Below are 12401 nucleotides of genomic sequence, written 5' to 3'. Positions count from 1 at the left end.
ACGCGACGTGGCTGCCAGCGATGTGCATCGCTGAAGATGCACGTCGCAAGGCACCCCGCCTCAGGCGCGCCATCGCCGCGCATCGCATCGCTTGGCGAAACCGGCGGCATGCGGCCACAAAAAAAACGCCGGGCAGTGCCCGGCGTTTTTTACTTGCGACACACGTATGACTCAGCCCAGCAGGTGCGACACGCCGCTGCGCTCTTCTTCCAGCTCGGCCAGGGTCTTGTCGATGTACTTCTGGCTGAAGTCGTCGATCGGCAGATCCTTGACGATGGTGTACTTGCCGTTTTCGGTGGTGACCGGGAAGCCGAACATCACGCCTTCCGGAATGCCGTAGGAACCGTCCGACGGCACGCCCATGGTGACCCATTTGCCGTTGCTGCCCAGCACCCAGTCGCGCACGTGATCGATGGCCGCATTGGCAGCCGACGCAGCCGAGGACAGGCCACGCGCTTCGATGATCGCCGCGCCGCGCTTGCCCACGGTCGGGATGAAGGTGGACGCATTCCATTCCTGGTCGTTGATCGCGTCGCCGATGGAGGCGCCATCAGCGGTGGCGAAACGATAGTCCGGGTACATGGTCGGGCTGTGGTTGCCCCACACCACCAGCTTTTCGATGCCGCCGACCGGCTTGCCGAGCTTGGCCGAGAGCTGGCTCAGCGCGCGGTTGTGGTCCAGGCGCAGCATGGCGGTGAAATTCTTCGGGTCCAGATCCGGGGCCGACTTCATCGCGATATAGGCATTGGTGTTGGCCGGGTTGCCGACCACCAGCACCTTGACGTCACGCTTGGCGACCTTGTTCAACGCCGCGCCCTGCGCGGTGAAGATCTCCGCATTGGCCAACAGCAGGTCCTTGCGTTCCATGCCCGGGCCGCGCGGACGCGAACCCACCAGCAGGGCGACATCGACGTCCTTGAACGCCACTTCGGCGTCGTCGGTACCGACCATGCCGGCCAGCAGCGGGAACGCGCAATCTTCCAGTTCCATCATCACGCCCTTGAGGGCGGCCTGCGCCTTCTCGAGCGGCAGTTCAAGCAACTGCAGGATGACCGGCTGATCCTTGCCCAGCATTTCGCCCGAGGCGATACGGAACAGCAGGGCATAGCCGATCTGGCCGGCGGCGCCGGTCACAGCAACACGAACAGGTGCTTTCATGGGATGTTTCCTCTGCTAAAAAGCGTTGGTGGGGGTGGCGCGCTGGCGGGGCCCAAGGCCTGGCGGCGCGCGTTGACAAGCAAACGGCCGCACAGGGCGGCCGTTCGACAGGATGCGATCAGGCGGCGAGGATCTTGTTCCACTCCGCAACGCGGTCGGCCTTGGCGGCCAGCACGGCGTCGGTATCGCCTTCGATGGTGAGGGTGTTGATGGTGTCGCCCTGGGCAACGCTATCGACCACGTCCAGGCCCTGGGTGACCTTGCCGAACACGGTGTGCTTGCCATCCAGCCACGGCGTGGCGGTGTGGGTGATGAAGAACTGGCTGCCGTTGGTGTTGGGGCCGGCATTGGCCATGGACAGCACGCCGCGCTCGTGGCCGACGCCGTTATTGGTCTCGTCTTCGAACCGGTAACCCGGGCCGCCGCGACCGGACCCTTCCGGGCAGCCGCCCTGGATCATGAAGTCGGCGATGACGCGGTGGAAGCTCAGGCCGTTGTAGAAGCCGCGCTTGGCCAGGTTGACGAAGTTGGCAACGGTCAGCGGCGCCTTCTCCGGGTACAGCTCGACGACGATCGGGCCGCGGGAAGTGTCGAAATTGGCGATCAGGGACATGGAAATCCTTGCAGGTTCTGGGGTGATCAACAGCCCATTAGGATACACCCGGGCGCGTGGACGACCGCGCGGATACGACCATGGTCCAACGCTCCTGCCCGCCCCGGCTCCCCCGGCCCGTCACGCTGGCTGAATGGGCGATCTGAATCGACTTTGGTCAATTGGCAACGGCAGCGCAATGAAACCGCTATAATGTCGGGCTTACCTCATCTCAAGACTGGCGCCAGACAGGGGCCCTTTCCGCATGTCCATTGAAAAACTCCGCAATATCGCCATCGTCGCGCACGTCGACCATGGCAAGACCACCCTCGTCGACTGCCTGCTGAAGCAGTCCGGCACCCTGTCCGAACGCACCGTCTTGGCTGAGCGCGTGATGGACAGCAACGACCAGGAAAAGGAACGTGGCATCACGATCCTGGCCAAGAACACCGCCATCACCTGGCAGGGCAACCGCATCAACATCGTCGACACCCCGGGACACGCCGACTTCGGTGGCGAAGTCGAGCGCGTGCTGTCGATGGTGGACTCGGTGCTGATCCTGGTCGACGCGATGGACGGCCCGATGCCGCAGACCCGCTTCGTGACCCAGAAAGCCTTCGCGATGGGCTTCAAGCCGATCGTGGTGGTCAACAAGATCGACCGTCCCGGCGCACGGCCGGACTGGGTGATCGACCAGGTGTTCGACCTGTTCGACAAGCTCGGTGCCACCGACGAACAGCTGGACTTCCCGATCGTCTACACCTCCGCACTGAACGGCTACGCCAGCCTGGATTCGGACGTGCGCGACGGCGACATGACCCCGCTGTACGAAGCGATCATGCAGCACGTGTCGGCCCCGGACGTTGACCCGGACGGCCCGTTCCAGATGCGCATCAGCCAGCTGGACTACAACAACTTCGTCGGCGTGATCGGCATCGGCCGCATCCAGCGCGGCGTGCTGAAGAAGAACATGCCGGTCAGCGTGATCGACCGCGAAGGCAAGAAGCGTCAGGGCAAGGTGCTGCAGGTGCTGGGCTTCCTCGGCCTGGAGCGCATCGAGCAGGACACCGCCGAGGCCGGCGACATCGTGGCCATCTCCGGCATCCAGGAGCTGACCATCTCCGACACCGTGTGTGCGCTCGATCACCCCGAAGCGCTGCCGGCGCTGACTGTGGACGAGCCCACCATCTCGATGACCTTCCAGGTCAACAACTCGCCGTTCGCCGGCAACAAGGACCTGTCCGGCGGCAAGTTCCTGACCAGCCGCCAGCTGCGCGACCGCCTGGACCGCGAGAAGGTGCACAACGTGGCACTGAAGGTCGAGGAAGGCTCCGACGCCGACAAGTTCCTGGTCTCCGGCCGTGGCGAACTGCACCTGTCGGTGCTGATCGAAAACATGCGCCGTGAAGGCTACGAGCTGGCCGTGTCGCGCCCGGAAGTCATCATCAAGGAAATCGACGGCAAGCTGATGGAGCCGATCGAACAGCTGGTGGTGGACATCGAAGAACAGCACCAGGGCGGCGTGATGGAAAAGCTGGGCACCCGCAAGGGCCAGCTGAAGAACATGGAGCCGGACGGCAAGGGCCGCGTGCGTCTGGATTACATGATCCCGGCGCGTGGCCTGATCGGCTTCCAGAACGAATTCCGCACCCTGACCCAGGGCTCGGGCCTGCTGTTCCACGTGTTCGACCATTACGGTCCGAAGGAACAGGGCGCCATCGCCAAGCGCCAGAACGGCGTGATGATTGCCAATGCACCGGGCGCAACGCCGGCTTATGCACTGGGGCCGTTGGAAGAGCGTGGCCGCCTGTTTGCCGCTGAAGGCGACAACGTGTACGAAGGCCAGCTGATCGGTATCCACTCCAAGGACAACGATCTGACCGTCAACGCGATCAAGACCAAGCCGCTGACCAACATGCGCGCGTCGGGCAAGGACGATGCGATCAAGTTGACCCCGGCAATCAAGTACACGCTGGAACAGGCGCTGGACTTCATCGAGGACGACGAGCTGGTGGAAGTCACCCCGAAGGAAATCCGCCTGCGCAAGAAGTTCCTGACCGAAAGCGACCGTAAGCGCGCTGGCCGTTCCGGCTAAGCACTGACGACCACTGTCGTGAGCAACACGCCCTACAGCCCGGATGCGCGCGCGCATCCGGGCCTCCACGCGATCGCCTTGCTGGAGGCGGTCAAGGGCACGCTTGCGTTGCTGGCGGCGACGGGCCTGGAAATTCTGGGCCCGCTTCCGTTGCAGCATGCGGTCAGTACGCTGATCCGCCGTTTCAATCTGGACCCCGACCACGGCGCACTGCCGTCGTTGCTCAAGACCATCAACCCCGATGCCGTACACCTGGCTGCCGCGGCCATGCTGGCCTATGGCCTGCTGCATGTGGTCGAAGCGTGGGGCCTGTGGCGTGCCCGGGCCTGGGCCTCGGTGCTGGGCTGCCTGTCGGCGGCCATCTATCTGCCTTTCGATATCTACGCCATCGTCCGCCATCCCGGCTGGACCGCCTGGGCCGTGCTGGCGATCAATCTGATCGTGGTCGGCGTATTGGCGCGCGATCTGGTCCGGCGTCGGCGCCACTGATCCGCCCTGCCCGTCTGCGGGCACGTCTTATCCGTTGTCACCCCGACGCAGCGCCGTTAGCCTGCGGACAGTTCCCAGGGAAGACCATCCATGCGATCCACCGTCCTGTCCTTTGCGCTGTCGCTGGCCTTGTGCAGCTGCGCGCATGCCGATGACCCGGCACGTCCGGCAACCGCAGCCGCTCCGTCTACCACTACGCTCGATCTGGTCGATGCCGATGTCGCCGGCCTGCAGGCCCGCATGCGCGATGGCGGCACCACCAGCCTGGCGCTGACGCGCAGCTATCTGCAGCGGATCGCCAGCATCGACCGCGCCGGCCCGCAGCTCAACGCCGTGATCGAACTCAATCCGCAGGCCGAAGCCGCTGCGCGCACGCTGGATACAGAGCGCCGCGCCGGCCGCGTGCGCGGGCCGCTGCATGGCATTCCGGTGCTGCTCAAGGACAACATCGACGCGCTGCCCATGGTCAACAGTGCCGGCTCGCTGGCCCTGGCCGGATTCCGCCCGACACGCGACGCCTTTCTAGTGCAGCGCCTGCGGGCCGCCGGCGCCGTGATCCTGGGCAAGACCAACCTGAGCGAGTGGGCCAACTTCCGCTCCACCCAGTCCAGTTCCGGCTGGAGCGCCCGCGGCGGGCTCACCCGCAATCCGTATGCGCTGGACCGTAACCCGTGCGGCTCCAGCGCCGGCACCGGCGCGGCGATCGCCGCCAGCCTGGCCACGCTCGGCATCGGCACCGAAACCGATGGCAGCATCACCTGCCCGGCCGCGGTCAATGGCCTGGTCGGACTCAAGCCGACCGTTGGCCTGGTCAGCCGCGACGGCATCATTCCAATCTCGGCCAGCCAGGACACCGCCGGGCCGATGACGCGCAGCGTGGCCGACGCGGCCGCGCTGCTGCAGGCCATCGTCGCACCCGACCCGCAGGACCCGGCCACGCGCACTGCGCCGTCGTCCACTCCAGACTATCTCGTCCACCTCAAACCCGACGGCCTGCGCGGCGCGCGCCTGGGACTGCTGCGCAATCCACTGCGCGAGGATCCCGCGATCGCCGCCGCATTGGATCGCGCCGTACAGACCTTGCGCGCGGCAGGTGCCACGGTGATTGAGACTGCCCTGGTCACGGATGGCAAGTGGGATGCTGCTGAGCAGATGGTCTTACTGGTCGAATTCAAGGCCGGCTTGAATGCCTACCTGCGCAGCCATGCCGCACCGGTCAAGGATCTGGAGGCCCTGATTGCCTTCAATCGCGCCAATGCGCAGCGCGAAATGTCTTACTTTGGCCAGGAGTTGTTCGAGCAGGCGCAGGCTGCCCCGGGCCTGCAGGACGCGGGCTATCTGCGCGCGCGTGCCAGCGCCAGACGGCTCGCCGGCGAACAAGGCATCGACGCGGCCTTGAAGGCCGACCGCCTGGACGCGCTGATCGTGCCGACCACCGGCGCCGCCTGGGTCACCACGCTCGGCAAGGGCGACACCTTTCCCGGTGCCGGCTACGGCGCCGCGGCAGTGGCCGGGTATCCAAGCCTGAGCGTGCCGATGGGGCAGACCCAAGGCTTGCCGCTCGGACTGCTATTCATGGGCACGGCCTGGAGCGAGCCGCGCCTGATCGAACTGGCCTATGCCTACGAGCAACGCAGCCACGCGCGGTTCGCGCCCGGCTACGCGCCGAGCGCACCGCCGGCGGCACCGGGCGCATCGCAACCGAAGACGGCCGACTGACTACACCGCAAGGCAACGCGGCGGCGGTACGGACATCAACGCAATGAGATGGCATTAGCCGGCTGTTGCGCTGCTCGCCGTCCAGGCAGCTGCGCACCGTCGTCCGTCCGATGCGCAGCCTGGCGAACCGCTTGGCCGCCAACGCACACCGACGCGATTAGGCACGTTTGCCGGCAACGCTAGATCGATGCCGCAGGCTCGCCGTCTTCCGCACCCGGCGAACGCACGCTCTCCGGCGAGATCGGTTCTGCGGCACGCGACGCCGGCTTTTCCTGCGCCGCAATTTCGGCGCGGATCCTGGGCAGCGCATAGGCGTGCTCGCGGGTCAGGAAATCGATCATGCGTTCGCGCACCAGGCAGCGCAGATCGAACGCATCGCCGGAATTGCGCGCGCTTACCAGCAATCGCACCTGGATGGTGTTGTCGCTGGTATCGGTGATCTGGGTGACGCAGACGCGGCCATCCCACAGCGGCTCGCTCTGACAGATGCGTTCCAGTTCCGCGCGCACCGCCGCGATCGGCGTGCGGTAATCCAGCCACAGGAACGCGGTACCGAGCAGGTCCGCACTGGCGCGCGTCCAGTTCTGAAACGGGTTTTCGATGAACCAGGTCAGCGGCACCACCATGCGCCGCTCATCCCAGATCCGCACCACCACATACGAACTGCCGATCTCTTCGATACGGCCCCACTCGCCTTCGACGATCACCACGTCGTCCAGACGGATCGGCTGGGTCAGCGCGATCTGCAATCCGGCGATCAGGTTGCCGAACACCGGCTTTGCCGCAATACCGGCCACCAGCCCGATGATGCCGGCCGAGGCCAGCAAGGTCTTGCCGATCTGGCGTACTTGCTCAAAGCCCAGCAGCACTACCGAAATGCCGAGCAGGATCACCGTGCCCATGACGACGCGGCTCAGCACCCGGGTCTGGGTCTGGATGCGTCGGGCGGTGAGGTTATCGGAGACTTCGATCGGATTGCTGCGCAGGATCGCCGCTTCGCCGGCCGCCACCGCGCGTACCAGCAACCAGGTTACGCAGCCGACGATGCCGACATGCAACAGGTGCTGCACTGCCGCCAGCGCCTTGCCGGTCAGCGGCGTGGCCTCGGTGGCAACACCCAGGAACAACAGCGGCAGGATGAACGCCGCCGGCAATGTGATCACGCGGATGATGCGCGCACGGCGGTAGTCGCGGCCCTGCATGCGGCGAAACAGCCACAGCATCAGCGTCCAGGTGCCAGCACCGGCCAGCAGCGCGGCGCCAAGCGGGATTGCGTATTCGCGGATGACGTTCCAATCGGCAGTCAAACCGTTCCTCCTGTGGGGGGAGAGAGGGATGGCTGCCAGAGCATGCCGCAAGCGGCATGAGCGTCACGTCATGCGCACACGCCGCTCATGCACCCAGCGGCTGCGACGCCACCTGTTGCTGCTTGCGCACGATTGCCATCGCAATTTCCAGCGACTGTTCGTAGTTCAGCCGCGGATCCACGCTGGAGCGGTACGCACGCTCCAGATCGCGCTCGGTCAACTCGCGCGCGCCACCGGTGCACTCGGTGACATCTTCGCCGGTGAGTTCCAGATGCACGCCACCCAGCCGCGTGCCGGCTGCCGCATGCAGGTCGAACGAGGTCTCCACCTCGCTGCGGATATTGTCGAAACGCCGGGTCTTGTAGCCATTTCCGGTGCTCTCGGTATTGCCGTGCATCGCATCGCACACCCACAGCACGCGGCGCCCGTCACGCTTGACCGCGTCCAGCAGCGGCGGCAGTTTTTCGGCAACCTGTGCCGCGCCCATGCGATGGATGAAGCTCAGACGTCCCGGCTCGTCTTCGGGGTTGAGCAAATCGATCAGGCGCAGCAGTTGGTCCGGCTGCACCGACGGCCCCACCTTGATCGCGATCGGATTGCGCACGCCGCGCAGGTACTCCACGTGCGCGCCATCCAGCGCCGCGGTGCGCATGCCGATCCATGGGTAGTGCGTGCTGAGGTTGAACCAGCCCCACTGGCGCGGCACCTGCCGGGTCAGGCCTTCTTCGTACGGCAGCAGCAGCGCTTCGTGTGAGGTGTAGAAGTCGATGCGATTGAGGTTGTACACCTCCGAGCCGGACAAGGTCTCCATGAAGCGCACCGCATCGCCGATCGAAGCCACCATCTTCTGGTAGTCCGCCGCCAGCGGCGAATAGCCCACCCAGTCCAGATTCCAGTACTCGGGGTGGTGCAGGTCGGCGAAGCCGCCGTCGATCAAGGCGCGCACGAAGTTCATCGTCATTGCCGAGCGCGAATGCGCGGTGATCATGCGGCGCGGATCGGGCACACGAGCCGCCTCGGTGAAGGCAGGCGCATTGATCACATCGCCGCGATAGCTCGGCAAGGTCACACCATCACGGGTTTCGGTATCGGCCGAGCGCGGCTTGGCGTATTGCCCGGCAAAGCGGCCCACCCGTACCACCGGCAGGCGCAGGCCGTGCACCAGCACCAGGCTCATCTGCAGCAGCACCTTGAGACGATTGGAAATGGTGCCCGATTCGCAATCGCTGAAATTTTCCGCACAGTCGCCGCCCTGCAGCAGGAAGCGCTTGCCTTCCTGGGCTTCGGCCAGCTGGCGCTTGAGCGCGAAGATCTCCCAAGAGGTCACCAACGGCGGCAGCTGTCCCAACTCGTCCATGGCGGCCTGCAACGCGCTCTGGTCCGGATACACCGGCAGCTGCAGCGCAGGTTTGCCGCGCCAGCTGCCGGGCGCCCACGACGAGGCAGCGGCATCGGAAACGGAAGTTGGGGCGGAAAGATTCATGACGAGGCTCCTGGACAGCCCGTGATGGTGGCAGAGCCGGGCGCGTCAGGCAAAGCCGCGACACGAAGTGCACTGCCAGCATCGGGCGCCGTCGCTATCAGAACCTGCACCACTAAGGCGGACGCGACTGAACGGCAGGCAAAGCGCCCCCAGCGGGCACGACTTCCCATCTACGCCAACACCGCTCGGGAGCAGAAGGTAAAGGGTTACACATCCTCCCACTGGTCAATCGTGCGACCGCCCTGCCCCCTGCACGCTCTCCGCTCCCATCGTCTCCATCCTGCTGTCCTCCGTCTCGGCCGCCACCATTGTCGCCGAAGCTACCGCCTCGCAGATCACCGAGCTGGATACCGTCTGTGCGAAAGCGCGGTGCAACCACGGGCTACCGCGTTTTCAGGTCAGTGGCAGCCCTCCGCCGCCAGGCTCCGGCCGCTATCGCCATACATTCAACCGCACACCACGCGTCAGTGGTGAACCGAGCTGCGTCGCGCCTTGAAGCCGGCATACAGCGCCCACAGCGCAAGCGAGACAAACCAGACCATGCTCCACATCGGCATGCTCAGGCCCAGAAAACGCCAATCGATGTTGCCGCAGTCACCAGTGCCGGTCAGCACGGTACGGAACACTTCAAATGGCCCCATCGTCTCGCTCAGGAAGCTCAGCGGCGGACCGCACGACGACATCATGTCCTTGGGCCGGATCTGCACCCAGACATGCCGCGCCGCGATGCTCATGCCCACGCCTGCCGCAATGAAGCTCAACACCCCGTAGACCTTGCGCGCCCCAGCGCGCCGCGGCCCATGCAATGCGCCCAGCAGGAAGAACACGGCCAGGGCGGCAAACGCGATGCGCTGGAAGATGCACAGCGGGCATGGTTCGAGTCCAAGGTGCAACTGCACATAGATCGCATAGGCCAGCAGTCCTGCACACGCGAGAAAGCCCAACAGAAACTGCGCCCGAAAACCCCAACGAAATGGATTCATCGTTACTGCTTGCCTAGGTTCGAGCCCCGATTATCAGTCATCGCCGCGGCCGTGACCACGCATGCCTCCACGTGCCCCGTCGCATGCTGCGAAGAACGCCGCAGGCCGGCCTGACGACTCAGTCTGCATCCGGCCACTGCACTCTGGCGATCGACGGCACGCACCCGAACGCGCCCGCAGCCCATGCACGGAGCAGGGCAATACCCTCGCGCAGCATCCTAAACGCGCTGACGGACACCTGCCGCACATGCCGAGTACATGCCAAACAAAAAGCCCGGCATCAGCCGGGCTTTTCGAGAATCCTGCAGGTGCGATCCGATTACTCGGCCACTTCCTCTGCCACGACCGGACGGTCGACCAGCTCGACGTACGCCATCGGCGCATTGTCACCGGCGCGGAAGCCGGCCTTCAGGATGCGTAGGTAGCCGCCGGGACGGGTCGCGTAACGCGGGCCCAGTTCGACGAACAGCTTGCCCACTGCTTCCTTGTCGCGCAGGCGGGCAAACGCCAGACGACGGTTGGCAACGCCATCGACCTTGCCGATGGTGATCAGCGGCTCGGCGACGCGACGCAGTTCCTTGGCCTTCGGCAAGGTGGTCTTGATCAGCTCGTGCTTGAACAGCGAGGCGGCCATATTGCGGAACATGGCTTCGCGGTGCGCGCTGGTACGGTTGAACTTACGGCCGGATTTCTGGTGACGCATGAGTGTGGTTTCCTAAGGAATATTGAGACTGCTGAGTGACGTTGTCGCCGTCCTGGCGTTGTTGAATGGACTGCGGTTGGTCCGAGCCGGCCGTCCTTGAACCGGATGTCATCGCAGGCTTTAACCCGTCGATGTAGAAAAACGAACATGGGCGCCCGAAGACGCCCATGCCTTGATGCATTAACCAAGCATACCGTGCTGGGCGACGCCGGCCGGCGGCCAGTTCTCCAGCTTCATGCCCAGTGCAAGGCCGCGCTGTGCCAGCACTTCCTTGATTTCGGTGAGCGACTTCTTGCCCAGATTCGGGGTCTTGAGCAGCTCCACTTCGGTCTTCTGGATCAGATCACCGATGTAGTAGATGCTCTCGGCCTTCAGGCAGTTGGCCGAACGCACGGTCAGCTCGAGGTCGTCGATCGGACGCAGCAGCACCGGATCCACGCCGCTGGCAGCCGGCTTGGCCGCACCGCGATCGCGGTGGGTGAAATCGCCGAACACCGACAGCTGATCGCTGAGGATGTCGGCGGCGGTGCGCACGGCTTCCTCGGCATCGATCGTGCCGTTGGTTTCGATATCGATGACCAGCTTGTCGAGGTCGGTACGCTGTTCGACGCGTGCAGCTTCCACGGCGTAAGCAACGCGACGCACCGGCGAGAACGACGCATCCAGCATCAGGCGACCGATGGTACGGGTCTCCTCGTCCGGACGACGGCGCGCAGCAGCCGGCTGGTAGCCAAACCCACGCTCGATCTTCAGGCGCATGTTCAGTGCGGTATCTTTGGTCAGGTGGCAGATCACGTGGTCGCCGTTGATGATCTCAACGTTGTGATCGGTCCTGATGTCGGCCGCAGTGACCGTGCCCGGACCCTGCTTGGACAACGACAGCGTGGCGCTATCGCCACTGTGCATACGAATGGCCACATCCTTCAGGTTCAGCAGGACGTCAAGCACGTCTTCCTGCAAACCTTCGACCGTGGTGTACTCGTGCAGCACGCCGTCGATCTCGACCTCGGTGATCGCAAAACCGGGGATCGACGACAACAACACACGACGCAGGGCATTGCCCAGCGTGTGCCCGTAACCGCGCTCCAAGGGTTCGATCACGACCTTGGCACGGTTGTCGGTAAGACGTTCGATCTGCGGACCACGGGGGCGCAGAACCTGGTTGGCGGTAACCGTCATGTTGCGGGGTCTCCTGCGAACCTCCGGCAATGCCGGAGGCTCTCCAATGTGAATTACTTCGAATACAACTCGACGATCAGCGCTTCGTTGATATCCGAAGGCAGGTCAGCGCGATCCGGAACGGCCTTGAACACACCGCTGAACTTCTTCGAATCGACTTCAACCCACGACGGCGTCATGTCGTGCTGCTCAGCCACGGTCAGGGCTTCCTGCACGCGGAGCTGCTTCTGTGCCTTTTCCGACAGCGTGATCGCATCGCCAGCCTTGATCTGGTACGAGGCCAGATTCACCGACTTGCCATTGACCAGTACGCCACGGTGCGACACCAGCTGGCGCGCGGCCGGACGGGTGACGGCAAAGCCCATGCGGTAGCACACGTTGTCCAGACGGGTTTCCAGCAACTGCAGCAGGTTCTCGCCGGTGTTGCCCTTCTTGGTCGAGGCCTTCTTGTAGTAGTTGCGGAACTGACGTTCCAGCAGACCGTAGATACGCTTGACCTTCTGCTTTTCACGCAGCTGGGTGGCGTAGTCGGAGAGCTTGCCCTTGCGAGCCGCGCCGTGCTGGCCGGGCTTCTGCTCAAGCTTGCACTTGGAGTCCAGCGCACGCGCCGGGCTCTTGAGGGAAAGGTCGGCGCCTTCGCGGCGGGCGAGCTTACAGGTAGGACCGATATAACGAGCCATTTCTTATCGCTCC

At 64.5% G+C, this 12401-nt stretch carries 11 protein-coding genes; 3 read left to right on the top strand and 8 right to left on the bottom strand.

The genetic code is table 11. The annotated features are described in order from the left end of the window. Nucleotides 1–171: 171 nt before the first annotated feature. Both ACCQ10_RS05360 and ACCQ10_RS05355 read right to left on the bottom strand, forming a co-directional pair. Nucleotides 172–1158 carry a malate dehydrogenase gene (locus ACCQ10_RS05360; RefSeq protein ID WP_039413194.1) on the bottom strand — a complete coding sequence of 329 codons (987 nt, stop codon included), beginning with the start codon at nucleotides 1156–1158 and terminating at the stop codon, nucleotides 172–174. A 118-nt stretch (nucleotides 1159–1276) separates the two neighbouring features. After that, nucleotides 1277–1771: a peptidylprolyl isomerase gene (locus ACCQ10_RS05355; RefSeq protein ID WP_372362426.1), complete on the bottom strand. Its 495-nt coding sequence runs from the start codon at nucleotides 1769–1771 to the stop codon at nucleotides 1277–1279. 244 nt (nucleotides 1772–2015) lie between these two features. On the opposite strand from ACCQ10_RS05355, the gene typA reads away from it, so the two are divergent. The 3 genes from typA to ACCQ10_RS05340 all read left to right on the top strand — a co-directional run bounded on the left by typA (nucleotide 2016) and on the right by ACCQ10_RS05340 (nucleotide 6053). After that, nucleotides 2016–3845 carry a translational GTPase TypA gene (typA, locus tag ACCQ10_RS05350; protein WP_039413200.1) on the top strand — a complete coding sequence of 610 codons (1830 nt, stop codon included), beginning with the start codon at nucleotides 2016–2018 and terminating at the stop codon, nucleotides 3843–3845. 18 nt (nucleotides 3846–3863) lie between these two features. Beyond that, nucleotides 3864–4334: a DUF2127 domain-containing protein gene (locus ACCQ10_RS05345; RefSeq protein ID WP_039413203.1), complete on the top strand. Its 471-nt coding sequence runs from the start codon at nucleotides 3864–3866 to the stop codon at nucleotides 4332–4334. 105 nt (nucleotides 4335–4439) lie between these two features. After that, nucleotides 4440–6053, top strand: coding sequence for an amidase (locus ACCQ10_RS05340; protein WP_372363058.1), 1614 nt, complete (start codon nucleotides 4440–4442; stop codon nucleotides 6051–6053). A 179-nt stretch (nucleotides 6054–6232) separates the two neighbouring features. On the opposite strand, the gene ACCQ10_RS05335 is transcribed toward ACCQ10_RS05340, so the two are convergent. From ACCQ10_RS05335 to rpsD, 6 genes are all read right to left on the bottom strand, one after another. Further along, complete coding sequence (locus tag ACCQ10_RS05335) at nucleotides 6233–7360, bottom strand: mechanosensitive ion channel family protein (protein ID WP_372362425.1); 1128 nt, start codon at nucleotides 7358–7360, stop codon at nucleotides 6233–6235. Nucleotides 7361–7445: 85 nt separating this feature from the next. Beyond that, entirely contained in the window at nucleotides 7446–8843 is a 1398-nt protein-coding gene (locus ACCQ10_RS05330) for a class II 3-deoxy-7-phosphoheptulonate synthase (RefSeq protein ID WP_372362424.1), read from the bottom strand. 464 nt (nucleotides 8844–9307) lie between these two features. Continuing rightward, complete coding sequence (locus ACCQ10_RS05325) at nucleotides 9308–9826, bottom strand: disulfide bond formation protein B (protein ID WP_372362423.1); 519 nt, start codon at nucleotides 9824–9826, stop codon at nucleotides 9308–9310. A 319-nt stretch (nucleotides 9827–10145) separates the two neighbouring features. Continuing rightward, complete coding sequence (gene rplQ / locus ACCQ10_RS05320) at nucleotides 10146–10529, bottom strand: 50S ribosomal protein L17 (RefSeq protein WP_003486665.1); 384 nt, start codon at nucleotides 10527–10529, stop codon at nucleotides 10146–10148. 180 nt (nucleotides 10530–10709) lie between these two features. Next, complete coding sequence (locus tag ACCQ10_RS05315; RefSeq protein WP_002811635.1) at nucleotides 10710–11708, bottom strand: DNA-directed RNA polymerase subunit alpha; 999 nt, start codon at nucleotides 11706–11708, stop codon at nucleotides 10710–10712. 53 nt (nucleotides 11709–11761) lie between these two features. Then, nucleotides 11762–12388: a 30S ribosomal protein S4 gene (gene rpsD / locus ACCQ10_RS05310; RefSeq protein ID WP_002811641.1), complete on the bottom strand. Its 627-nt coding sequence runs from the start codon at nucleotides 12386–12388 to the stop codon at nucleotides 11762–11764. Nucleotides 12389–12401 lie beyond the last annotated feature (13 nt).

Source organism: Xanthomonas sp. NCPPB 1325, from assembly GCF_041477645.2.
Lineage (GTDB): Bacteria > Pseudomonadota > Gammaproteobacteria > Xanthomonadales > Xanthomonadaceae > Xanthomonas > Xanthomonas cannabis.
This window is presented reverse-complemented; position numbering and strand designations above follow the sequence as displayed.

Coding starts and splice junctions, on each gene's coding strand:
- ACCQ10_RS05360 (WP_039413194.1), bottom strand. CDS start 1,158: ATGAAAGCACCTGTTCGTGTTGCTGTGACCGGCGCCGCCGGCCAGATC.
- ACCQ10_RS05355 (WP_372362426.1), bottom strand. CDS start 1,771: ATGTCCCTGATCGCCAATTTCGACACTTCCCGCGGCCCGATCGTCGTC.
- typA (WP_039413200.1), top strand. CDS start 2,016: ATGTCCATTGAAAAACTCCGCAATATCGCCATCGTCGCGCACGTCGAC.
- ACCQ10_RS05330 (WP_372362424.1), bottom strand. CDS start 8,843: ATGAATCTTTCCGCCCCAACTTCCGTTTCCGATGCCGCTGCCTCGTCG.
- ACCQ10_RS05325 (WP_372362423.1), bottom strand. CDS start 9,826: ATGAATCCATTTCGTTGGGGTTTTCGGGCGCAGTTTCTGTTGGGCTTT.
- rplQ (WP_003486665.1), bottom strand. CDS start 10,529: ATGCGTCACCAGAAATCCGGCCGTAAGTTCAACCGTACCAGCGCGCAC.
- ACCQ10_RS05315 (WP_002811635.1), bottom strand. CDS start 11,708: ATGACGGTTACCGCCAACCAGGTTCTGCGCCCCCGTGGTCCGCAGATC.
- rpsD (WP_002811641.1), bottom strand. CDS start 12,388: ATGGCTCGTTATATCGGTCCTACCTGTAAGCTCGCCCGCCGCGAAGGC.